The sequence below is a fragment of the Pseudomonas khorasanensis genome, assembly GCF_014268505.2.
GTDB lineage: Bacteria > Pseudomonadota > Gammaproteobacteria > Pseudomonadales > Pseudomonadaceae > Aquipseudomonas > Aquipseudomonas khorasanensis.
This window is the reverse complement of record NZ_JABWQP020000009.1, coordinates 18,776-42,535: the sequence shown is the minus strand read 5'-3', so window position 1 is coordinate 42,535 and position 23,760 is coordinate 18,776. Positions and strand designations below refer to the sequence as shown.

The 23,760-nt window shown below is 60.3% G+C and carries 16 protein-coding genes; 8 read left to right on the top strand and 8 right to left on the bottom strand.

Features of this window, described 5'->3' with window-relative positions:
* Window positions 1-30 precede the first annotated feature (30 nt).
* Together HU727_RS18170 and HU727_RS18165 are read left to right on the top strand one after the other, a co-directional pair.
* On the top strand, window positions 31-711 hold the full coding sequence (locus HU727_RS18170; RefSeq protein ID WP_186533535.1) for a heavy metal response regulator transcription factor: 681 nt from the start codon (window positions 31-33) through the stop codon (window positions 709-711).
* Entirely contained in the window at window positions 711-2,060 is a 1,350-nt protein-coding gene (locus tag HU727_RS18165; protein ID WP_186533563.1) for a heavy metal sensor histidine kinase, read from the top strand. Before HU727_RS18170 ends, HU727_RS18165 begins: the two co-directional genes overlap by 1 nt.
* A gap of 97 nt (window positions 2,061-2,157) precedes the next feature.
* On the opposite strand, the gene HU727_RS18160 is transcribed toward HU727_RS18165, so the two are convergent.
* The 3 genes from HU727_RS18160 to HU727_RS18150 all read right to left on the bottom strand — a co-directional run bounded on the left by HU727_RS18160 (window position 2,158) and on the right by HU727_RS18150 (window position 5,407).
* On the bottom strand, window positions 2,158-3,402 hold the full coding sequence (locus HU727_RS18160; RefSeq protein WP_186533536.1) for a lipoprotein-releasing ABC transporter permease subunit: 1,245 nt from the start codon (window positions 3,400-3,402) through the stop codon (window positions 2,158-2,160).
* Window positions 3,403-3,465: 63 nt separating this feature from the next.
* Window positions 3,466-4,164, bottom strand: coding sequence for a lipoprotein-releasing ABC transporter ATP-binding protein LolD (lolD, locus tag HU727_RS18155; protein ID WP_437180423.1), 699 nt, complete (start codon window positions 4,162-4,164; stop codon window positions 3,466-3,468).
* Window positions 4,157-5,407, bottom strand: a complete 1,251-nt coding sequence (locus HU727_RS18150) for a lipoprotein-releasing ABC transporter permease subunit (RefSeq protein WP_186533538.1) — start codon at window positions 5,405-5,407, stop codon at window positions 4,157-4,159. The genes lolD and HU727_RS18150 overlap by 8 nt, the downstream gene beginning before the upstream one ends.
* Window positions 5,408-5,501: 94 nt before the next feature.
* Here HU727_RS18150 and HU727_RS18145 point away from each other — a divergent pair, with 94 nt between their 5' ends.
* Entirely contained in the window at window positions 5,502-6,083 is a 582-nt protein-coding gene (locus tag HU727_RS18145) for a PilZ domain-containing protein (protein ID WP_186533539.1), read from the top strand.
* A 14-nt stretch (window positions 6,084-6,097) separates the two neighbouring features.
* The gene (locus HU727_RS18140) at window positions 6,098-6,820 is read left to right on the top strand and encodes a glycerophosphodiester phosphodiesterase (RefSeq protein ID WP_186533540.1); all 723 of its coding nucleotides are present in this window, start codon (window positions 6,098-6,100) and stop codon (window positions 6,818-6,820) included.
* A gap of 42 nt (window positions 6,821-6,862) precedes the next feature.
* Here the strand turns inward: HU727_RS18140 and sthA are convergent, their stop codons facing one another.
* Entirely contained in the window at window positions 6,863-8,257 is a 1,395-nt protein-coding gene (gene sthA / locus HU727_RS18135) for a Si-specific NAD(P)(+) transhydrogenase (RefSeq protein WP_186533541.1), read from the bottom strand.
* Window positions 8,258-8,458: 201 nt separating this feature from the next.
* Window positions 8,459-9,505, bottom strand: coding sequence for an FAD:protein FMN transferase (locus tag HU727_RS18130; RefSeq protein ID WP_186533542.1), 1,047 nt, complete (start codon window positions 9,503-9,505; stop codon window positions 8,459-8,461).
* A 74-nt stretch (window positions 9,506-9,579) separates the two neighbouring features.
* Between HU727_RS18130 and HU727_RS18125 the strand changes: the two genes are divergently transcribed.
* Window positions 9,580-10,878: an MFS transporter gene (locus HU727_RS18125; protein WP_186533543.1), complete on the top strand. Its 1,299-nt coding sequence runs from the start codon at window positions 9,580-9,582 to the stop codon at window positions 10,876-10,878.
* A gap of 172 nt (window positions 10,879-11,050) precedes the next feature.
* Here the strand turns inward: HU727_RS18125 and HU727_RS18120 are convergent, their stop codons facing one another.
* Entirely contained in the window at window positions 11,051-12,514 is a 1,464-nt protein-coding gene (locus HU727_RS18120) for a glyceraldehyde-3-phosphate dehydrogenase (RefSeq protein ID WP_016775482.1), read from the bottom strand.
* A 354-nt stretch (window positions 12,515-12,868) separates the two neighbouring features.
* Here HU727_RS18120 and mfd point away from each other — a divergent pair, with 354 nt between their 5' ends.
* Genes mfd through HU727_RS18105 form a run of 3 tightly spaced genes read left to right on the top strand, consistent with a single transcriptional unit; the run spans window position 12,869 to window position 19,597 of the window.
* Window positions 12,869-16,318, top strand: coding sequence for a transcription-repair coupling factor (gene mfd, locus HU727_RS18115; RefSeq protein WP_186533544.1), 3,450 nt, complete (start codon window positions 12,869-12,871; stop codon window positions 16,316-16,318).
* A gap of 10 nt (window positions 16,319-16,328) precedes the next feature.
* On the top strand, window positions 16,329-16,895 hold the full coding sequence (locus tag HU727_RS18110) for a CsiV family protein (protein ID WP_186533545.1): 567 nt from the start codon (window positions 16,329-16,331) through the stop codon (window positions 16,893-16,895).
* A gap of 11 nt (window positions 16,896-16,906) precedes the next feature.
* Window positions 16,907-19,597 carry a DEAD/DEAH box helicase gene (locus HU727_RS18105; protein ID WP_186533546.1) on the top strand — a complete coding sequence of 897 codons (2,691 nt, stop codon included), beginning with the start codon at window positions 16,907-16,909 and terminating at the stop codon, window positions 19,595-19,597.
* A gap of 122 nt (window positions 19,598-19,719) precedes the next feature.
* On the opposite strand, the gene HU727_RS18100 is transcribed toward HU727_RS18105, so the two are convergent.
* Together HU727_RS18100 and HU727_RS18095 are read right to left on the bottom strand one after the other, a co-directional pair.
* Entirely contained in the window at window positions 19,720-23,013 is a 3,294-nt protein-coding gene (locus HU727_RS18100) for a DEAD/DEAH box helicase (protein WP_186533547.1), read from the bottom strand.
* A gap of 9 nt (window positions 23,014-23,022) precedes the next feature.
* Entirely contained in the window at window positions 23,023-23,760 is a 738-nt protein-coding gene (locus HU727_RS18095) for an S-methyl-5'-thioinosine phosphorylase (protein ID WP_186533548.1), read from the bottom strand.

Below are 23,760 nucleotides of genomic sequence, written 5' to 3'. Positions count from 1 at the left end.
CTCCTGCATCCCGAGCCAGCTGAGTCGCCCATGAAACTGTTGATTGTCGAAGACCAAACAAAAACCGGCCAATACCTGCGTCAGGGCCTGACCGAGGCCGGGTTCAATACCGAACTGGTGGCCGACGGCAACAGTGGCCAGCAACTGGCGTTGAGCGGGGACTACTCGCTGTTGATCCTCGACGTCATGCTGCCCGGGCGCAGTGGCTGGCAGATCCTGCAAGCGGTGCGCAGTGCGGGCCTCGACACACCGGTACTTTTTCTGACGGCCAAAGACGCGGTGGAGGACAGGGTTCATGGCCTCGAACTGGGCGCCGACGATTATCTGGTCAAACCGTTCGCGTTCTCCGAACTGCTCGCCCGGGTGCGCAGCCTGTTGCGTCGCGGCAATACCCTCGCGCAGGAAACCAGCCTGCAACTGGCTGATCTGCGCCTGGACCTGATCCGCCGTCGGGTCGAACGCAGCGGCCAGCGAATCGACCTGACCGCCAAGGAATTCGCCTTGCTGGAGATGCTGCTGCGTCGTCAGGGCGAGGTGCTGCCGAAATCATTGATCGCCTCGCAAGTCTGGGACATGAATTTCGACAGCGACACCAATGTCATCGAAGTGGCGATCCGCCGTTTGCGCCTGAAAATCGACGACGACTTCCCCAACAAGCTGATCCACACCGTGCGCGGCATGGGCTACGTCCTTGAAGAGCGTTCGCTGTGATACGCCGCCTGTCCTTGAGTTCGCGCCTTGCCCTGCTGTTTGCCGCTTGCACCGCCGTGGTTTCGCTGGTCGCCGGCGTATTGTTCAATCGCGCCAGCGAGGCGCATTTCATCGAACTCGACCAGCAACAACTGGACGGCAAACTGATCGGCGTGCGCCGCGCCTTGCAGGACCTCCAGCCCGGCCAGCGTGAAGCGCGGCTGGCCGACGAACTGAGTCGTCAGGCCGATCTTTCACTGCGCATCACCAGCGGCGACGGCCAGCACTGGTACGACAGCTCGGTGAAGATTCCGAAGAACCTGCCGCTGCAACCGGGTTTGTCGACAATCAGCAGCGATGGCACCGATTACCGCGTACTCAACGCCCCGCTCTACCCGGACGCGGCGGACTCGCCGCGCCTGACCTTGTTGCTGGATATCACGCACCACCAGCATTTTCTCCAGCGCATGCAGCATCTGATCTGGCTGACCGTTGGGCTCTCCGCGCTGGCCACTGCCCTGTTGGGCGCCTGGGCCGCACGCAGCGGGTTACGCCCGTTAAGACGCATGAGCGCGGTGGCCCGTGGGATTTCCGCAGATTCGCTGAACGCCCGACTGCCTGAAGGGCAAATGCCGCCAGAGCTTGCTGAAATGGCCCACAGCTTCAACGCCATGCTCGCGCGCCTCGACGACTCCTTTCAGCGGCTGTCGGCGTTCTCCGCCGACATCGCCCATGAATTGCGTACGCCGCTGTCGAACCTGCTGACCCACACCCAGGTCACCCTCACCCGCCCACGGGCGCTCGAGGATTACCGCGAAGCGTTGCACAGCAACCTCGAAGAACTGCAATGGATGGCGCAACTGGTCAATGACATGCTCTACCTGGCGAAGGCTGATCACGGTTTGCTGATACCCAAACGTGAACCGCTCGACCTGGCGGATGAGGCGGATATGCTCCTGGAGTTTTTTGCGCCGCTGGCGGAAGACGCAGGCGTGAGTTTGAGTCGCGAGGGTAATGCGCAGATCGACGGTGATTGCGGCATGCTGCGCCGGGCCTTGTCGAACTTGCTGGATAACGCGCTGCGGTTTACGCCGGCTGAGGGTTACGTTCGCCTGGCCATTGTCGATCAGCCGAACGCGGTGCGCATTTGCGTCGAGAACAGTGGTGAGGGAGTTTCGGCAGAGTTATTGCCACGCTTGTTTGACCGGTTTTATCGAGCCGATCCGGCGCGTCAGGAAGGCAGCAGCGAACATGCGGGACTTGGCTTGGCGATTACTCATTCGATCGTGCGTGCCCATGGCGGGACGATTCGTTGCGAATCGGAGGGGAGCTGTACACGGTTTGTGATTGAGTTGCCCAAGAAGAAGTGAGGCCAGCAGGTCGGGCCCCTTCGCGAGCAGGCTCGCTCCCACAGTTGGAATGCGTTTCCCCGTGGGAGCGAGCCTGCTCGCGAAGGCGATTTAAAGGTTACGAATATCTCAACGCATGAGCCGGTTCAATTTTCGCCGCCCGCCACGCCGGATACACCGTCGCCAGAAAGCTCAAAATGAAGCCCGCCGAGCAGATCAACAGCACATCCCCGCCCTGCAACTCGGACGGCAGATTGCTGACGAAATACACGTCCGAACTGAAGATATGCTGGCCGGTCACACGCTCGAACCAGCCGACCAGTTCACTGACGTTGAGCGCCGCAATCACGCCCAGTACGCCTCCAATCAAGGTCCCGACAATGCCGATCACCGTGCCCTGCACGATGAAGATCGCCATGATCTGTCGAGGCGTGGCGCCGATGGTGCGCAGGATCGCAATGTCTGCGCCCTTGTCGTTCACCACCATGATCAGCGTTGCAATGATGTTGAACGCCGCCACGGCGACGATCATCAGCAACAGCAGGCCGATCATGGTTTTTTCCATTTTCATCGCGCTGAACAGACTGCCCTGGGTGTGGGTCCAGTCGTCAGCCTTGAACTGCGCCCCGAGCCCGCTGGCGATGTCCGAGGCCACCTTTGGCGCCGCGTACAGATCCTTCACCGCCAGACGCACGCTCTGCACCTGATTTGGCTGCCAGTGCTGCATGGTCGCGGCGTCTGCGACGTGAATCAGGCCCATCGAACCGTCAAGTTCGGCGCCAACCTTGAACACGCCAACCACGTTCAGGCGCTGCATGCGCGGCGTGATGCCGCCCGGCGCGGTGCTGACTTCCGGGACGATCAGGGTAATTTTGTCGCCAACATTGAGACGGAAACGCCGCGCGGTGATTTCACCGATCACCACGCCGAACTCGCCTGGCTTCAACGCATCGAGACGGCCCTGCACGATGTGCTGGGCCACGATCGACACCTTACCTTCCTGCGCCGGATCGACGCCGCTGATTTGGATCGGCTGCATCGAGCCCTTGTAAGAGAGCATGCCTTCCATTTCGGTGAACGGCACGGCGGCGGTCACTTCGGGATTTTTCATCGCGGCGGCGGCCACCGGTTGCCAGTCATCGATCGGCTTTACGCCGACGATGGTCGCGTGAGGCACCATGCCGAGGATGCGCGAGCTCATTTCGCGCTGGAAGCCATTCATCACCGACAGCACCACGATCATCGCCAACACGCCGAGGGCGAGGCCGATCATCGAGGTCATCGAAATGAACGAAACAAAGCGATTGCGGCGCTTGGCGCGGGTATAGCGCGTGCCGATAAAGATCGATAACGGTCTGAACATTCGCTGGGGCACCGTATAAAAATAAAAGACCCGACGCCTTTACGGGCGCCGGGTTTCAGCCAGTCAGATGGGGGTCAGGCAGCCTTCCTGCAACTGCAGGACGCGATCCATCTGGCGAGCCAGGTTCATGTCGTGCGTCACCACCAGGAACGCGGTGCGCATCGAAGTGCTCAGCTCCAGCATCAGGTCCTGAATGCCTTCGGCGGTGTGCAGATCGAGGTTGCCGGTCGGCTCGTCGAGCATGACCAGGCCCGGGTTGTTGACCAGGGCGCGGGCGATGGCCACGCGCTGACGCTCGCCGCCGGACAGTTCCGCCGGTTTGTGTTCCAGGCGATGACCCAGACCGACACGCTCCAGCAGCGCCGTGGCGCGCTGACGGGCTTCAGGGATCGCAGTCTTGCCGATCAGCAGCGGCATGCAGACGTTTTCCAGCGCAGTGAATTCCGGCAGCAGGTGGTGAAACTGATAAACGAAGCCAAGGGCACGATTGCGCAGCAGGCCACGCTTCTTCTCGCTCAACGCCGAGAGTTCTTCACCGTCGAGCCAGACGCTGCCCTGGCTCGGCGTATCGAGGCCGCCGAGCAGGTTGAGCAATGTACTTTTGCCCGATCCGGACTTGCCAACAATCGCCACACGCTCGCCCGGGTGCAACTCCAATTGCAGGCCGGCCAGCACTTGTACCGACTCCGGGCCTTCCTCGTAGGACTTGCCCAGGTTACGACAGCTCAGAATTGCTTGTTCACTCATGCCCGACTCACTCATAACGTAACGCCTCCGCCGGCTGGGTGCGCGCGGCACGCCAGGCGGGATACAGGGTGGCGAGGAAACTCAGGACCAACGCAGCGACGCAGACCATGACGACGTCCTGGCTCTGCACCTGCGAGGGAAGATAATCAATGAAATACACGTCAGCATTAAGGAACTTGTGACCGAGCAGCCCTTCAAGCGCCGAAATCGCCGCGCTGACGTTAAGCGCCGCGAGAATCCCCACCACCGCGCCAATTGCCGTGCCGACCACGCCGATCACCGTGCCTTGCACCATGAACGTTCGCATGATCGTACCCGGCGTCGCACCGAGGGTGCGCAGAATGGCGATATCACCCTTCTTGTCGTTCACCACCATCACCAATGTGGAAATGATATTGAACGCGGCCACGGCGACGATCAGCAGCAAGAGCAGGCCGATCATGGCTTTTTCCATACGGATCGCCTGATACAGGTTGCCGTGGGTGCGGGTCCAGTCACGGGCGTAATAACGGTCTTCGCCAAGTTGCTGAGCAATGTTCCACGCCTCGCGCGGCGCCTGGAACAGGTCGTCGAACTTCAGACGCAAGCCCTGCACCTGATCAGGCTTCCAGCGGTGCATCTTCGCCAGATCCTGCAGGTTGGTGACGCCCAGATAGCCGTCGAGCTCACCGGCGCCGACATGGAAAATGCCGACCACGGTGAAGCGCTTCATGCGCGGGAACATCCCGGCCGGGGTCACGCTGACTTCGGGAGCGACGAAAGTGACCTTGTCACCGATGCCGACGCCGAGCTTTTTCGCGGCCTTGTCGCCGATGACGATGCCGAAGCTGCCCGGCGTCAGATCATCGAGTTTGCCCTGCTTCATGAAGTTGTCGATGATCGACACATCACGTTCCAGCGCAGGGTCGATGGCATTGAGCAACACCTTGGACACCTGACCATTGTTGGTCAGCAGGCCCTGCATCTGGGTGAACGGCGCAACCGCCGCCACCTGCCGGTTCTGCTTGACCTTGCTGGCCAGGCTTTGCCAGTCGTTGATCGGCTCGCCGGTCTCAAGAGTAGCGTGGGGCACCATGCCCAGCACGCGGGTGCGCATTTCATGATCAAAGCCGTTCATGACCGACAGCACGACGATCATCACGACCACGCCAAGGGCGAGCCCGATCATCGAAGTCAGGGAAATGAATGACACAAAATGATTGCGACGCTTTGCACGGGTATAACGCGTGCCGATAAATACGAAGAGAGGTCTGAACATGTCGGGGCTTGTTCGGAGGGAAAAGGAACGTCCTTGTGGCGGGGGTCGATAACCAGCTTTACACTCAGACCACCGCCGCTACCATGGGTTCGCCATGTCGACATTAGATGAAGAAGATCGCCGCGAATACTACCGTATCGAGGACACGATCGCACTGGAAATTCGGCCCCTGTCCGCTCCCGAAGCCGCAGGCCAGGAAGTGTTGCAGGATGCTTCCCCTCTCTTCAACCTGCTCAGTGAACTGCACCTGAGCGAATTCGAGTCGCAACACCTGTTGCGCCAGATCAGCGAGCGCGACCGGGCCATCGCCGCGTTCCTCAAATCTCAGAACAAACGCATCGACCTGCTCAGCCAGGTGGTCGCGCTGACCGTGCTCGGCCACATCGGCGAGCCGCAGCCAGTGATCATTTCCGAAGGCGGAATCGACTTTCAGTACCCGACGCCGATTGCCACCGGTGCACACCTGTCGGTGAAACTGGTGCTGATGCCTCAGGCCCTCGGTCTTCTGCTGCGCGCCCGCGTCACTCATTGCGATCCCAAGGGCGATGGCTACGACGTCGGCACCGAGTTCGAACACCTGACCGATGCCCAGCGCCAGTTGCTAGCCCGCTATATCCTGCAGAAACAGGCCCAGGAACGACGTCTGGCCCGCGAGCAGAACGAATCAGGCATTTAAATTAAGGAAGAACCGTGACCCTCATTTACGGCCACCGCGGCGCCAAGGGCGAAGCACCGGAAAACACCCTGAGCAGTTTTCAGGAATGTCTCAAGCACGGCGTGCGCCGTTGCGAACTGGACCTGCACCTGTCCAAGGATGGCGAGTTGATGGTCATTCACGACCCGACGCTCAAGCGCACCACCGACCGGCGCGGCAAGGTCGTCGAACACACGGCGGCAGAGCTGGTGACCTACGACGCGCGCAAGGGTGGCCCGGGCTGGATCAAGCCGTGCCCGATTCCGACGCTGGAAGAGTTGTTCGAGAAGTGTGATTTCGAGCATTGGCAGCTGGAAGTCAAAAGCGCTTCGCGCACGCGTGCTGCGACTACCGTGCTGGCGATTCGTGAAATGGCCCAGCGCCACGGCCTGCTCGACAAGGTGACGATCACTTCGAGTTCGCGCGAAGTGCTGAAAGCGGCAGTGGATCTGGTGCCCGACGTGTCGCGAGGCCTGGTGGCCGAGTACGCTTGGCTCGATCCGCTGAAGGTTGCGGCCAGCTATGGCTGTGAGATTCTTGCGTTGAACTGGACGCTGTGTACGCCGGAACGCCTGCAGAAGGCGCAGCGTCAGGGCCTGCACGTGTCGGTGTGGACCGTCAACGAGCCTGCGCTGATGCGCAGACTCGCCGACTTCGGCGTTGACAGCCTGATTACAGACTTTCCCGGTTTGGCCACTGCCACCCTTGAGAATTGCTGAAATCGGTCTCCCCGGCCGGCTCAGGCCACCGGCCGGAGCCCGTCAAAAAAGCCGGTTGAGGCCGTCGTACGCGGCTACCCGGTAGGCTTCGGCCATGGTCGGGTAGTTGAACGTCGTGTTGACGAAATACTTCAGGGTGTTCAGTTCGCCTGGCTGGTTCATGATCGCCTGACCGATGTGGACGATCTCGGACGCCTGATAACCGAAGCAGTGCACGCCCAGTACTTCCAGGGTTTCGCGGTGGAACAGGATCTTCAGCATGCCTTGCGGCTCGCCGGCGATCTGCGCCCTCGCCATGCTCTTGAAGAATGCCTTGCCCACTTCGTATGGCACCTTGGCCTGGGTCAGCTCCTGCTCGTTCTTGCCGATCGAGCTGATCTCGGGAATGGTGTAAATGCCGGTCGGCACGTCGTTGACGAAACGCCAGCTGCCATTGTCGACGATGCTGCCGGCGGCCGAACGACCCTGGTCGTGTGCGGCACTGGCAAGGCTCGGCCAGCCGATCACGTCACCGGCACCGTAGATGTTTTCGACACAGGTGCGGTAGCTCTGGTCGACTTCGATCTGGCCACGGCTGTTGACCTTGACGCCGATATTCTCCAGCCCCAGCTTATCGGTATTGCCGGTACGGCCATTGCACCAGAGCAAGGCGTCGGCCTTGATCTTCTTGCCGGATTTCAAATGCAGGATCACACCGTTGTCCACGCCTTCGACGCGGTCGTAGTCTTCGTTGTGGCGCACCGTGATGTTGTTGTTGCTGAAGTGGTAGCTCAACGCCTGGGAGATTTCCGAGTCGAGGAAGCTCAGCAACTGACCGCGGTTGTCCACCAGTTCGACCAGCACACCCAGACCACTGAAGATCGAAGCGTATTCACAGCCGATCACGCCGGCGCCGTAAACGATCAGTTTGCGCGGGGTGTGGCCGAGGCTGAGGATGGTGTCGCTATCGTAGATACGCGGGTGGTGAAAATCGATGTCGGCCGGACGATACGGGCGCGAACCGGTGGCGATAATGATGTGCTTGGCCACCAGTTTCTCGACCACGCCGTTGCCACAGACCACTTCAATGGTTTGCTCATCGGCGAAGCTGCCGGTGCCGAAGAACACGTCGACGCGGTTACGGGCGTAGTAGCCGGTGCGCGAAGCGACTTGTTTGGAAATGACTTTTTCGGCGCTCTTCAATACGTCCGGGAAGGAGAACCAGCGCGGCTCGCCGATCGCGCGGAACATCGGATTGGTGTTGAATTGCATGATCTGCCGCACCGAGTGACGCAATGCCTTGGACGGGATAGTGCCGAGGTGGGTGCTGTTGCCGCCGACCTGACGACGGCTGTCGACCATCGCGACCTTGCGCCCTGCTTTGGCGGCGTTCATTGCCGCGCCTTCTCCCGCCGGGCCGGAACCCAGCACCACCACGTCGTAGTTGTAGACAGCCATGCGTACTCCTCAGAACAGGCCGCAGTGCCAGCAGCACCGGCGGCTAAATCACGCCGAACGGCGGCGCGAAGGAACAATTGGGGGCCAGTAAAGAACCCGGACACAGTCTATAGAAGCGTCAATGCCGCGCACATTAACCCTTGGTCGCGTCGTAGGCTACTTTTGCCTGCACTACAACGCCAGCTTTCGTCTTGTCTGCGCTCAGTTTTTTGCTGCCATAAGCTGCTCGAACGCTTGACTGGTACCGGTGACGAAACCTGTATCGGCACGCAAGACAAAGAATGCAGCAATGTCATTTTTTTGGGCATAGTCCCGCGCCTTTTCCGGCCCGAGAATCAGCAACAGCGTCGATAGTCCATCGGCCATCAGCGCTGAAGGATGAATCACCGTGACTGACGCCAGCTCGTGTAGGACCGGTCGCCCGCTACGTGCATCCAAGGTGTGGGAATAACGCCGACCGTCCTGCAGAAAATAGCTGCGGTAATCGCCGGAGGTGGATACGCCGTAGCCATCGACATCAATGATGCGCTCGGCCACTTGCCGGTCATCGCGAGGCTCCTCGAGGGCTATGCGCCATGGCGAGCCGTTGAGCTTTTTACCGTTGGCTTTCAGTTCGCCCGTGGCTTCGACCAGGTAATTGTCGATCCCCATGGCTTGCAGTCTGATAGCGATGGCATCCACGGCGTAACCGGCGGCAATGCTGTTGAAATCGACCTCGACGGCAGCGTCCTTGCACAACCGCTCGCCCTCGATGCGCAGATGCTGGTGGCCGACCCGCTGCATGACTTCGGCCAGGGCTGCTGGATCAGGAACTGTTTCTTCACGCCCTTGCGGACCAAAACCCCAGAGATTCATCAGCGGCTCCACGGTGAGGTCGTAGGAACCTTCGCTCTGGATTGAAAGCTGTTCGCCGACCCGGATCAAATTGAGCACCGCTGCCGGCAGGGTCTGGCAGCTGTCGGCGGGCAACGCATTGAAGCGTTCAATATCGGAGTCACTGCGGTAGGTCGACATCTGCCGATCGACTTCGCCGAGGATACCTTCCACCTCGCCACGCACTTGCGCAGGATCGGCCAGGCCGGCATGGCGCACGTACTTGACCGACCAGGTACTGCCCATCGTCGGACCGCCGATGCTTTCCATGGAATCGCCGTTGCCACAGCCGGCGCACAGCGCCGCCAGCATCACAAGCCCCCACCAGCGTCCAGTTAACAATTCTTCATCTCCCCGCAAAACCGCGGCGGCCATTATGAACTACAGCGCCCGCTTGCTCCCGCACGGCTGCATGTCTTTTAAAAAATTGAAACAGTGAGTAACCGACCATGTCCTCGACCACGGGCAAAGGCAAAGCGATCTTTCGCGTTGTCAGCGGCAACTTCCTCGAAATGTTCGACTTCATGGTCTACGGCTTCTACGCCACAGCCATCGCCAGAACATTCTTCCCTGCCGACAGCGCGTTCGCCTCGCTGATGCTGTCGCTGGCCACGTTCGGCGCCGGCTTCCTGATGCGCCCGCTCGGGGCGATCTTCCTCGGCGCCTACATTGACCGCCACGGTCGGCGCAAAGGCCTGATCATCACCCTGGCGATGATGGCCGCCGGCACCGTGCTGATCGCCTGCGTGCCAGGCTACGCGACGCTCGGGGTGGCGGCACCGCTGCTGGTGTTGTTCGGACGTCTGCTGCAAGGCTTCTCGGCGGGCGTGGAACTGGGCGGCGTCTCGGTTTATCTGGCGGAAATCTCTACACCTGGACGCAAAGGCTTTTTCGTCAGTTGGCAGTCGGCCAGCCAACAGGCGGCGGTGGTGTTCGCCGGTTTGCTCGGCGTCGGCCTCAACCATTGGCTAAGCGCGGAACAAATGGGCGAATGGGGCTGGCGCGTGCCGTTCCTGATTGGCTGCATGATCGTGCCGGTGATTTTCTTCATCCGCCGCTCCCTGGAGGAAACCCCGGAGTTCCAGGCGCGTACCCACCGCCCTACCCTACGGAAAATCATCCGCTCGATCGGCCAGAACTTCGGCATCGTCATCGCCGGCATGGCGCTGGTGGTGATGACCACGGTGTCGTTCTACCTGATCACCGCTTACACCCCGACGTTCGGCAAGGCCGAGTTGCATCTGTCTGACCTCGATGCATTGCTGGTAACCGTGTGCATCGGCTTGTCGAACTTCTTCTGGCTGCCGGTGATGGGCGCCGTGTCTGACAAAGTCGGACGAAAACCCTTGCTGCTGGCGGCGACTATTCTGGCGATTCTGACGGCTTATCCGGCGCTGTCGTGGCTGGTGGCGAACCCGAGCTTCAGCCATTTGCTGATTGTCGAACTGTGGCTGTCATTCCTCTACGGCTCCTACAACGGCGCCATGGTGGTGGCGCTGACCGAAATCATGCCGGTGGAGGTGCGTACAACCGGGTTCTCACTGGCCTACAGCCTGGCGACGGCGACGTTCGGCGGGTTTACGCCGGCGGCGTGCACGTATCTGATTCATGTGCTCGGCAACAAGGCTGCACCGGGCATTTGGCTCAGTGGTGCGGCGGTGCTGGGGTTGATTGCGACGCTCGTGTTGTTCCGTGGCAACCGGCATGAATTGCGCACCGCGCATGCCGCTGTGGCTGGTAACGCCTGACAGGCCTCTTTCGCGAGCAGGCTCGCTCCCACATTGGATCTGTGTCGTTCAGAAAATCCCCTGTGGGAGCGAGCCTGCTCGCGAAGAGGCCTGTACAGGCAACAAAACTCTGAAAGAACCACAAAGAAAAACGCCCCGACACAGTCGGGGCGTTTTCATTCAAGCCTGAGGCTTAGCGCGGAAACGCTGGCGGATTTACATCAGCCATGTCTTCCATCACGCGAACCACCTGGCAGCTGTAGCCGAACTCGTTGTCGTACCAGACGTACAGAACAACGCGGTTGTCCTGAACGATGGTCGCTTCAGCATCGACCACACCGGCGTGGCGCGAGCCAACGAAGTCGGTGGACACCACTTCCTGCGAGTTGACGAAGTCGATCTGCTTGTGCAGCTCGGAGTGCAGCGCCATGTAGCGCAGGTACTCGTTCATCTCTTCACGGGTGGCGGCTTTCTCAAGGTTGAGGTTGAGAATGGCCATCGACACGTTTGGCGTCGGCACGCGGATCGCGTTGCCGGTCAGCTTGCCGGCCAGCTCAGGCAGGGCCTTGGCAGCAGCGGTGGCAGCACCGGTCTCGGTGATGACCATGTTCAGCGCGGCGCTACGGCCACGGCGATCGCCCTTGTGGAAGTTGTCGATCAGGTTCTGGTCGTTGGTGTACGAGTGAACGGTTTCGACGTGACCATTGATGATGCCGAACTTGTCGTTGACTGCCTTGAGCACCGGCACGATGGCGTTGGTGGTGCAGGAAGCGGCGGACACGATCTTGTCGTCAGCGGTAATTTCACCGTGGTTGATGCCGTGAACAATGTTCTTCAGCTTGCCCTTGCCAGGCGCAGTCAGAACAACGCGGTCGATACCCGGGCATGCCAGGTGCTGACCCAGGCCATCGGCGTCACGCCATACACCGGTGTTGTCCACCAGCAGTGCGTCTTTGATGCCGTACTGGGTGTAATCCACCTCAGTCGGGTTCTTCGCGTAGATCACCTGGATCAGGTTACCGTTGGCGGTGATGGTGTTGTTTTCTTCGTCGATAGTGATGGTGCCGTTGAACGAACCATGCACCGAGTCGCGACGCAGCAGGCTGGCGCGTTTGGTCAGATCGTTTTCGGCGCCCTTGCGCACAACGATGGCGCGTAGACGCAGGCCGTCGCCACCACCGGTTTTCTCGATCAGGATGCGCGCCAGCAGACGGCCGATACGACCGAAGCCGTACAGCACAACGTCGGTGCCTTTGCGGGCCGAGGCGTTCTGTTGGCCAACCACGTCAGCCATTTCCTCACGCACGAACTGCTCGGCGCTGCGGCCGTTGCCTTCGTTGCGGAATTTGAACGCCAGCTTGCCCAGGTCCACCGACGCCGCGCCGAGCTTGAGCTCGCTCATGGCCTTGAGCAGTGGGAATGTTTCGTGGACGGAGAGTTCGCTGTCGTCGGAAGAACGGTGGCGAGCAAAGCGGTGAGCTTTGAGAATCGCGATGACAGACTGGTTGATCAGGCTGCGGCCATAGATCGAGCTCACCACGTTGTTATTGCGGTAGAGCTGACCGATAAGCGGGATCATCGCTTCTGCGAGTGCTTCACGGTCGATCCATTCACCAAGACACTGGTCGGGCTTCTGAGTCACGGTAACCTTCCACATGTAGGGGCAGAAAAAAGGGGCTACATTATGCCGCCCACAACCTCTTTCAGCAATGCGCGCTTGTCGCGCAATCGGTAACAAAATCCCGTTCAAAAAATTTACGCCTCTCTCCAGCCCAATAAAACCGGGGCTTTCAGCGCAGTCAATTTTTCGACGACTGTTAGACGATGTCTGTAACCCTCCGAAACACCGTCTCGATTTGGCACTACATAACCCTGAAAAAAGTGCTCGTTTTTATGGTTACCACTACATTTCGTCCAAACGACAAAGATAGACGTAGTCTGCAACTGACAGGCGGCACCGGAGGCCGCTACAATTACCGACTTTGTCGCAACGCCTGGAGCTCAACCTTCCGTGCCTGTTCTGCGTCTACCGCTACTCCCTGCCGAGGCAGGTAAACAGCATTGGGGCAATCTGCCCGGTGCTGCCCTCAGCCTGGCGATTGCCGAGGCTGCCAGCGCTGCCAAGCGCTTCACCCTGCTGCTGACTGCCGACAGCCAAAGCGCCGAACGGCTGGAACAGGAGCTGAGTTTCTTCGCCCCGGATTTGCCCGTTCTGCATTTCCCCGACTGGGAAACGCTGCCCTACGATCTGTTCTCGCCGCACCAGGACATCATTTCCCAACGCATTGCCAGCCTTTATCGGCTGCCGGAGCTGGCCCACGGTGTGCTGGTGGTGCCGATCACCACCGCCCTGCATCGACTCGCGCCGACCAAATTCCTGCTTGGCAGCAGCCTTGTGCTGGACATCGGCCAGAAGCTCGACGTCGAACAAATGCGCGCCCGGCTTGAGGCCAGCGGCTATCGCTATGTCGATACGGTCTACGAGCACGGCGAGTTCACCGTACGCGGCGCACTGATCGACCTGTTTCCGATGGGCAGCAAACTGCCTTATCGCATCGACCTGTTCGATGATGAAATAGAAACCTTGCGCACCTTCGACCCGGAAACCCAGCGCTCGATCGACAAGGTTGACTCGGTCAAACTGCTGCCGGCCCGCGAGTTTCCGCTGCAGAAAGACGCGGTCACCCGTTTCAAGGCACGGTTCCGCGAGCGTTTTGACGTCGATTTCCGTCGCTGCCCGATCTTCCAGGATTTGAGCAGTGGCATCACCCCGGCCGGTATCGAGTACTACCTGCCGCTGTTCTTCGACGAAACCTCGACCCTGTTCGACTACTTGCCTCAGGACACCCAGGTGTTCTCGCTACCGGGCATCGAACAGGCGGCAGAGAACTTCTGGAATGACGTGCGCAATCGTTATGAAGAACGCCGCGTCGATCCCTCTCGCCCTTTATTACCACCTGCCGAACTGTTCCTGCCGGTGGAAGACTGCTTTGCGCGCCTGAAGAACTGGCCACGCGTCGTCGCCAGTCAGCAGGACGTTGAAAGTGGCGTCGGTCGCGAACGCTTCCCGGCGCACGCCTTGCCGGATCTGGCGATTGAAGCCAAGGCTACGCAGCCGCTGGCGGCGCTGGCAGGCTTCCTCGAAGAGTTCCCCGGTCGCGTGCTGTTTACCGCCGAATCGGCGGGCCGTCGCGAGGTTTTGCTGGAGCTGCTTGAACGCCTGAAGCTGCGCCCGAAAACCGTCGACAGCTGGCCGGACTTCGTCGCCAGCAAGGATCGCCTGGCGATCACCATCGCGCCGCTCGACGAAGGCTTGGTGCTCGACGACCCAGCGCTGGCGCTGATCGCCGAAAGCCCGCTGTTCGGCCAACGAGTCATGCAGCGTCGCCGTCGCGAGAAGCGCAGTGACGTCAGCAGCGACGCGGTGATCAAGAATCTCACCGAGCTGCGCGAAGGCGCGCCGGTGGTGCACATCGATCACGGCGTCGGCCGTTACCTGGGCCTGACGATTCTGGAAATCGACAACCAGGCCGCCGAATTCCTCACCCTCGAATACGCCGAGAACGCCAAGCTCTACGTGCCGGTCGCGAACCTGCATCTGATTGCGCGCTACACCGGCAGCGACGATTCCCTAGCTCCGCTGCATCGCCTCGGCTCCGAAACCTGGCAAAAAGCCAAGCGCAAGGCCGCCGAACAGGTTCGCGACGTTGCCGCCGAATTGCTCGACATCTATGCCCGTCGTGCCGCTCGCGAAGGTTACGCATTCGCTGACCCCAAAGCCGACTATGCGACATTCAGCGCCGGGTTCCCGTTCGAAGAAACGCCAGACCAGCAATCGACCATCGAAGCCGTGCGCGAGGACATGCTCGCGCCGAAACCGATGGACCGGCTGGTCTGCGGCGACGTCGGTTTCGGCAAGACCGAAGTGGCCATGCGCGCCGCGTTCATCGCCGTGCATGGCGGTCGTCAGGTGGCGATTCTGGTGCCGACCACCCTGCTCGCCCAGCAGCATTACAACAGCTTCCGCGACCGCTTCGCGGACTGGCCAGTGACTGTGGAAGTGATGAGCCGCTTCAAATCGGCCAAGGAAGTGAATGCGGCGATCGCCGATCTGGCGGAGGGCAAGATCGACATCGTGATCGGCACGCACAAGCTGCTGTCCGACGACGTCAAGATCAAAAACCTGGGCCTGGTGATCATCGACGAAGAGCACCGTTTCGGTGTCCGTCAAAAAGAACAGCTCAAGGCCCTGCGCAGTGAAGTCGACATTCTCACCCTGACCGCCACGCCGATTCCGCGCACGCTGAACATGGCGGTGTCGGGCATGCGCGACCTGTCGATCATCGCCACGCCACCGGCGCGACGCCTGTCGGTGCGCACCTTCGTCATGGAACAGAACAAGAGCACGGTCAAAGAGGCCCTGCTGCGCGAACTGCTGCGTGGCGGTCAGGTTTATTATCTGCACAACGATGTGAAGACCATCGAGAAATGCGCCGCCGACCTCGCCGAACTGGTGCCCGAAGCACGCATCGGCATCGGCCACGGGCAGATGCGCGAGCGCGAACTCGAACAAGTGATGAGCGACTTTTATCACAAGCGCTTCAACGTGCTGATCGCCTCGACCATCATCGAGACCGGCATCGACGTGCCGAGCGCCAACACCATCATCATCGAGCGCGCCGACAAGTTCGGTCTGGCGCAACTGCACCAGTTGCGCGGCCGGGTCGGTCGCAGTCATCACCAGGCCTACGCCTACCTGCTGACGCCGCCGCGCCAGCAGATTACCTCGGACGCGGAAAAGCGCCTGGAGGCGATCGCCAATACTCAGGATCTTGGCGCCGGCTTCGTGCTGGCCACCAACGACCTGGAAATCCGCGGCGCCGGCGAACTGCTGGGCGATGGTCAGAGCGGGCAGATTCAGGCAGTGGGTTTCACGCTGTACATGGAAATGCTCGAGCGCGCAGTGAAGTCGATTCGCAAGGGCGAACAGCCGAACCTCGATCAACCGCTTGGCGGTGGGCCGGAGGTCAATTTGCGCGTGCCCGCGCTGATTCCAGAAGATTATCTGCCCGATGTGCATGCACGCCTGATTCTGTATAAACGCATCGCGTCCGCGACCGACGAAGAAGGGCTCAAGGATCTGCAGGTCGAGATGATCGACCGCTTCGGCCTGTTGCCGGAGCCGACAAAGAATCTGGTACGCATCACCGCGTTGAAATTGCAGGCGGAAAAACTTGGCATCAAGAAAGTCGATGGCGGGCCGCAGGGCGGGCGCATCGAGTTCGAAGCCCAGACGCCGGTCGACCCGATGACCCTGATCAAGCTGATCCAGACGCAGCCCAAACGCTACAAATTCGAAGGCGCGACGATGTTCAAATTCCAGGTGCCGATGGAGCGCCCGGAAGAACGCTTTAATACTGTGGAGGCGCTGTTTGAGCGCCTCATCCCGAAATCCGCTTGAAGGACGCCCAATGCGCCTGTTCCGCTCTCTGACTTTGCTACTCACTTTAGTAGCACCGACGGCGTTTGCCGATGATACGTATCAGGTCGAAATGATTCTGGTGCGCCAGAATGCCGTGCCGGCCATCATCAGCCGCGCCGCGCCGGAAGACTGGGCGGCGGGCGCCCAACGTCTGGCCGACGACAGCCAGCGCACGCCAGCGCTGAATGATGTGGTCACCAAACTCACCGCCAGCGGCGAGTACACCGTGCTGATGCACAAAGCCTGGCAACAGACCTTGGGCGAAGCACCGGCGAAAGTCGCCGTCAGCGACGGCCAGGAGCAGTTCGGCCAGTTCCCCATCGAGGGCACGCTGGAAATGAAACTCGGCCGCTTCACCGACGTGACTGCCGACTTCTGGGTCAATCAAATCGACGCCAATGGTCTGGTCACCGCCAGCGAGCGCCTGCGTCAGGACAGCCACACCAAGAACGGCCAGCTCAACTACCTCGACAACGGCCACCTGGCCCTGCTTATCAAGATCACTTCCCTGACGGCCCCAGCCCCACGGGAAGCGCCTGAAGTCGTTCCGGACTGATCGAAGTCCTTATGTCCCCGCCCCTGAGCAAACCGCTGGCCCCCTCGTGGGTCAGCCGATTCAAAGAGCAGAGCCTGGAGCGCGGCCGCCGCTACGCTTTGGAGAATCGGGTGCGCATCGCCCAGGTCGGCGATGCGACCATCACCGCCAGTTGCGAAGGCTCTGGCGGCAGCGTCTATCGGCAGACCATTCATCTGCGCGAATCAGCCAAAGCCACTCTGTTGCTGGTCGACGCCACCTGCACCTGCCCGGTGCGCAGCAACTGCAAACACTGCGCCGCCGTGCTGCTGAAAATCCAGGAAACGCTGGAGTATCCCGCTGCCGCGCAAGATGCCGAGCTGCTGGAAAAACTTCAGGCCGTACTGGAAAACCGCGGCCCGAAAGCGCCGCCGCAAGTGCTGGTGGACAATGTGCAACCGATGCCCCGCCTATGGCTGGCGAGTGTCGAGTTCAGCGCCTTCGAACCGCGCAACGGCAAGATGCAGCGCTACATTCAGCACCGAGCGGCGCTGTCGTTCAGTTATCTGGATGAATATGTCAGCGGGCAGAAGAACAGCGACATTCTTATCCGCCAGGAAACCCAGACCCTGCGGATAAAACGTCATCCGGACATCGAACAGTCCTACCGCGAGCAGCTACGAATCCTCGGTTTTCGTATCGCCACACGACAAAGCAAAGCGCTGCCGGAAAGCGCTGGCGAGCTGTACGAGATGGTCAATGACAGTGCCTGGCTGACCTTCACGCTCAATGATCTGCCCAAGCTCCGTACGCAAGGCTGGGAATTGCAGATCGACGAGGAATTCGGTTTCGACCTGACCGCCGTGGACGACTGGTACGCCACGGTCGAGCAGGCGCCGGAACGCGACTGGTTCGATCTGGAGCTGGGCATCATCGTCAACGGCGAACGCCTCAGCCTGCTGCCGATCCTGCTCAACCTGATGCGCTCGCACACCGAAATTCTAAACCCGGAACGCCTTGCGCGCCGCCGTGATGATGAGCTGATTCTGGTCAACATTCCGCAACGCAACAGCGAGCAGGGCCCGCTTCAGGTGGCTTTGCCGCTCGGCCGCTTGAAGCCGGTGCTGACCACGCTTGGCGAGTTCTACTTGCAAGAGCCCGGCGAAACCACCCTGCGCCTGAGCAAGGCTGACGCCACCCGCCTCAACTCGCTGGAAGGCATCCCTCTGCTCTGGGAAGGCGGCGAGCAGATCCGCACATTTGCGCAACGTCTGCGCGACATACGTGATTTCAACGCCCAAGCGCCGGAAGGTTTAAATGCGACGCTGCGTCCGTACCAGCTCGACGGTTTGAGCTGGATGCAATCACTGCGGCAACTGGAAGTCGGCGGGATTCTCGCGGACGACATGGGCCTGGGTAAAACCCTACAGACCCTGGCACATATTCTCAGCGAGAAAAACGCCGGTCGCCTGGATCGTCCTTGCATGGTGGTGATGCCGACCAGCCTGATCCCCAACTGGCTCGATGAAGCGGCGCACTTTACGCCGCAGCTCAGGGTTTTGGCGCTGTATGGCGCCACCCGTAAAAAGCACTTCGAGCATTTGGCCGATTACGACCTGATCCTGACGACTTACGCGCTGCTGCCCAAGGATGTCGAGCGTCTGGCGCAACAACCGCTGCACGTGCTGGTGCTGGACGAAGCGCAATACATCAAGAACCCGAACAGCAAAGCGGCCCAGGCCGCTCGTGAATTGAACGCGCGCCAGCGCCTGTGCCTGAGCGGTACGCCACTGGAAAACCACTTGGGCGAGCTGTGGTCGCTGTTTCACTTTTTGCTGCCGGGCTGGCTCGGCGATGTCAAAAGTTTCAACGCCGATTACCGCGTTCCGATCGAGAAGCGCGGTAGCGAAGTCAGGCTTCAGCATCTCAACGGTCGGATCAAACCGTTTCTGCTGCGCCGTACCAAAGAGCAGGTCGCCACCGAACTGCCGCCCAAGACCGAGATCATCCACTGGGTCGAACTCAACGAAGCGCAACGCGATGTCTACGAAACCATGCGTCTGGCCATGGACAAGAAGGTCCGCGACGAGATCACCCGCAAAGGGGTGGCGCGCAGCCAGATCATCATCCTCGAAGCGCTGCTCAAGCTGCGCCAGGTCTGCTGCGATTTGCGCCTGGTCAACGACGCGACCCTGCCGGCTCGCGGCAGCACCTCGGGCAAGCTCGACAGCCTGATGGAAATGCTCGAAGAGCTGTTCGAAGAAGGCCGCCGGATCTTGCTGTTTTCCCAATTCACGTCGATGTTGGCACTGATCGAGGAAGAGCTGAAAAAGCGCAAAATCGCCTATGCCTTGCTGACCGGCCAGACCCGTGACCGGCGCACACCCGTGAAGGAATTCCAGGGCGGCAAGCGTCAGATCTTTCTGATCAGCCTGAAGGCTGGCGGTGTGGGTTTGAACCTGACCGAAGCGGATACGGTGATTCATTACGACCCGTGGTGGAACCCCGCGACCGAGAATCAGGCGACTGACCGGGCGTACCGGATCGGCCAGGAAAAACCGGTGTTCGTTTACAAGATGATTGCCCGGGGCACGGTGGAAGAAAAAATTCAGCACCTGCAGAAGGAAAAGTCCGACTTGGCGGCGGGCGTGCTGGACGGGCGCAAGGCCGGGGACTGGAAGCTGCAGAGCGACGATATTGAAGCGCTGTTTGCGCCATTGCCGGACAAGATCGACAAGCGCTGAAATCGGCGTTGCTGGTTAGATAGCTTTCGCGAGCAGGCTCGCTCCCACACGATCCAGATTCACTGAAGATCAAATGTGGGAGCGAGCCTGCTCGCGAATGGCCACACCGCGATTCAAACCCGTCAACCTCTGGAAACCGGCAGCGGCGCAAACAACGCCTCGATATCGCCCTGCTCCAGCTTGAAGCCACCCGTCGTGCCACCTTCGAGCACCGCCCCCGCCAGCGCAGCCTTCTCCTGCTGCAGCGCCTGGATTTTTTCCTCGACCGTGCCTTTGGCGATCAGCTTGTATACAAACACCGGGTTGTTCTGGCCGATACGATACGCCCGGTCAGTGGCCTGATTTTCCACTGCAGGATTCCACCAGGGATCAAAGTGGATCACCGTGTCCGCCGCCGTCAGGTTCAAACCCGTGCCCCCGGCCTTGAGGCTGATCAGGAATAACGGCACTTTGCCGCCCTGGAAATCCTTGACCGGCGTGCGACGGTCTGTGGTGTCGCCTGTCAGCAACGAATAACCAAGCCCTCGTTGCTGCAACTCCTGCTCAATCAGCGCCAGCATCGACGTGAACTGAGAGAACAGCAGAATTCTCCGGCCTTCGCCAAGCAACTCTTCAAGCATTTCCATCAGGCTGATCAGCTTGCCGCTGCCTGAACGCAAGGCCTTCGCCGTGAGTGGCATATTGACCAGACGCAGATCGCAACAGACCTGACGCAACTTCAACAGTGCATCGAGAATGATGATCTGACTGCGCGCCACGCCACTGCGGGCGATTTCGTCGCGGACCTTTTTGTCCATCGCCACGCGCACTGTTTCATAGACATCACGCTGCCCGTCGCTCAGCTCGACCCAATGGATGATTTCGGTTTTCGGTGGCAACTCCGTGGCGACCTGATCTTTCTTGCGGCGAAGTAGAAACGGTTTTATCCGCGCTGTCAGGTGCTGCATACGCTGCACATTTCCATGCTTCTCGATCGGCGTGCGGTAATCACGATTGAAGGACTTGCTATCGCCGAGCCAGCCGGGCATGAGGAAATGGAACTGCGACCACAGCTCGCCGAGGTGGTTTTCCAGTGGCGTGCCGCTCAGACACAAGCGCTGTCGCGCCTGCAGGTCGCGCGCGGCCTGAGCGGCTTTGCTGAGCGGGTTCTTGATGTTTTGCGCCTCGTCGAGAATCAGCACACTCCACGACTGCGGCTGCAGGACCTCCAGATCCCTGGGCAACAAGGCGTAGGTGGTCAGCACCAGATCGTATTCGGCCAGATTGGCGAAATCCTTTTGCCGCCCGGATCCGTGCAGCGCCAATACTTTCAACTGCGGGGTGAAGCGCTCGGCTTCGTCGAGCCAGTTGGGAATCAGGCTGGTGGGCATGACCGCCAGCGCCGGGCAATCGAGGCGTCCGGCGTGTTTTTCCGCGAGTAGATGCGCCAGGGTCTGCAGGGTTTTGCCCAGGCCCATGTCATCGCCCAGAATGCCGCCGACTTCCAGCTCGCGCAGGGTCTGCATCCAGTTCAGCCCTTCGAGCTGATACGGACGCAGCTGCGCGTTAAGGCCGACCGGTGCGGCGACGTGGCTGTGGCTGGAGTTCTGCAGGCGTTTGGCAAAGTTGCGCAGCCGTTCGCCGCCCTGCCAATCCAGCGGCACACCGTCGAGCATACTCAGGCGCGCCGCGTCCGGGGCGGTCAAGCGCAGTGCATCACCCTGTTGACCTCCGAGATACAGTTCGCCCAGTGTCGCCATCAACGGTTTGACCCGACTCAGCGGCAACGCGACCTTGGCGCCTGCCGAGTCGCCAAAACCGTTGGTTTTGAGTTCGATCAGCAGTTTTTCGTCATCGCTGCGTTGCGCCAGATTGACCGGGTCGAGCAAACGCGGCTGGGTGCGTAACAAGTGCAGAAGAATCGGCAACAGGCTGTAGCGCTGGCCATTGACGACGATGCCTAACTGCAAATCAAACCACTGATGCCCTGCCTCTTCTTCGACCTCGGCGTACCACTGCTCAACCGGCTGCACATTGAAATGGAAACCGGGACTGATCTCGATCTGCCAGTTCGCGGCGCGCAGTGTGGCCAGCCCTTCATGCATGAACCCGAGCCATGCCGAATCATCCGCCAACGTAAACATCTCGCCGGGACGATCCAGAGTGCTCTTGCGCGTGGCTTTCTTGAAACCATGTTTTTGCAGGTTCTGGCGCAGTTTCTTTTCCAGCTCAGGCTGGCGTTGAATGCGCTGGGTTTCGCTGCCGTTGAGGATCATCACTTCAGGGTTGCGATCCACCGCCGGATGACCGTTGTAGGTAAACACCAGAGCGGCGCGATGCTCCAATACGTATTCCCAGCGTGAGCGTTCTCGACCGCTGACCAGGGTCAGTTGCGGGTGCGGCAGCACGTCATCGATGATTCGTTCGGTCAGTTGATGTGGCGGCGGGATTTTGGTCGCCGCGCTCATGCGATGGCTGAATTGCATGGCCTGACGGGCCGGAATGTCCGGTGCCAGGGCAAGGTGGCAGGCGAGTTTTTCTTCCAGCTCAGTGAATAGAGGTCCAACCTGTCGCTGTTCACGATCGAGGTAATAAAGCGGCTCCAGCGCGAGTACCGTTTCTCGCACGGCTTCAGCACTGCTCCATTGCGCTCGGAACCCACCGTCAGCCTGTTCAGCCCAGGCGAATTGGCCCACGCGCTTCACGCCCAGCGTCAGTGGCCGCAGGTCTTCGAAGTCGAGGAACAGACGCGAGGTGCGCAGGAGCATTTCCAGGAGTTCGGCACCGCTGCTGCCTTCCAGCGGGTAGCCGCTGTAATAGGCGTGATGGGAATGCATGGCGACCAGCAGCCTGGCGATGCGCAGGTCCAGCTCGGACAGGTAGCCGGGCTGGCGCATGAGCATTTCCGATAGCGAGTACATCGGTTTGACTTCGCGCAATTCGCCGCTCTTGAGCTGGTTGACCTTGAAAATATCGAGCAGCCACTTGCCGCTCACCGACGTCGGCTTGAGTTTGTAAAACAGACGCGTGCCTGCGGTTTGCGCACTTTCTTCAGCGGGCTTGGCCGGCCCAGGAATTGTTGAGAGCCAATGCTCCAGCGCCCGACCCAGGGAAACCTGTGCGTCATTGTCAGACGCATCCTCACCCGTGCCGAGCAGGTGGTAGATCACCGCCGCGCTGTGCTTGCAGTCCAGTGCAACCGGACAGCTGCACAGGCATCGCAAGCTAACCGATCCCAACCGATCTTCGGACAGGTAAATGGTTTGCTCATACGCCTGAAGCTCTGAACCGACGCAGAACGCCTCGATCTTTCTGTCATCGATCTCGATGATCTCTACCCGGTCATCAGTGGCATAAGCGCGGGCCTTGGCAAGCGCCTTGCTGTTGAATGCCCGAGTCCATTCCAGCCCTTTAAGCCGCTCGATGAGAATGCTCATGGACAGTCCTTAGCCGGCCAGCACCCGCGCCAGTGTCGACTTCACCTTGCCCATGCCATCGTGCAATGCCTGTTCGATTTCGGCCATGGTGATGACTTCGGTGGTCTTGCCGGCTGCCGGATTGACCACCAATGCCAGACAGGCGTAATCCAGATTCAGTTCGCGAGCCAGCGCGGCTTCCGGCATACCGGTCATGCCGACAATGTCGCAGCCATCACGTTCCAGTCGCACGATCTCGGCGACCGTTTCCAGACGAGGTCCCTGGGTGCAGGCGTACACGCCTCGATCGCTGTACTCGCAGCCTTCGGCGGCCACGGCGGCAATCAGTTGCTGACGTAACGGCTCGCTGTACGGGAAGCTGAAATCGATGTGAGTGACGTGCTCCAGATCATCCGCGAAATAGGTGTGCTCGCGGCCGCTGGTGTAATCGACGATCTGATGCGGCACGCAAAAATGCCCGGTACCCATCGCCGGATGAATGCCGCCTACGGCATTCACTGCGATGATCGCTTCGGCACCGGCCTGCTTCAATGCCCAAAGGTTTGCGCGGTAGTTGACCTTGTGTGGCGGAAAGCGGTGCGGGTGGCCATGACGAGCCAGGAACAACACTTCCTTGCCAGCATATTCACCGATTTGCACCTCGGCCGACGGCGCGCCGTAAGGGGTATCGACTGCCAGCGACTGACGAATGATCAAGCCTTCCAGCTGAGTCAGGCCAGTGCCACCGATGATTGCGTAAACGGTCAT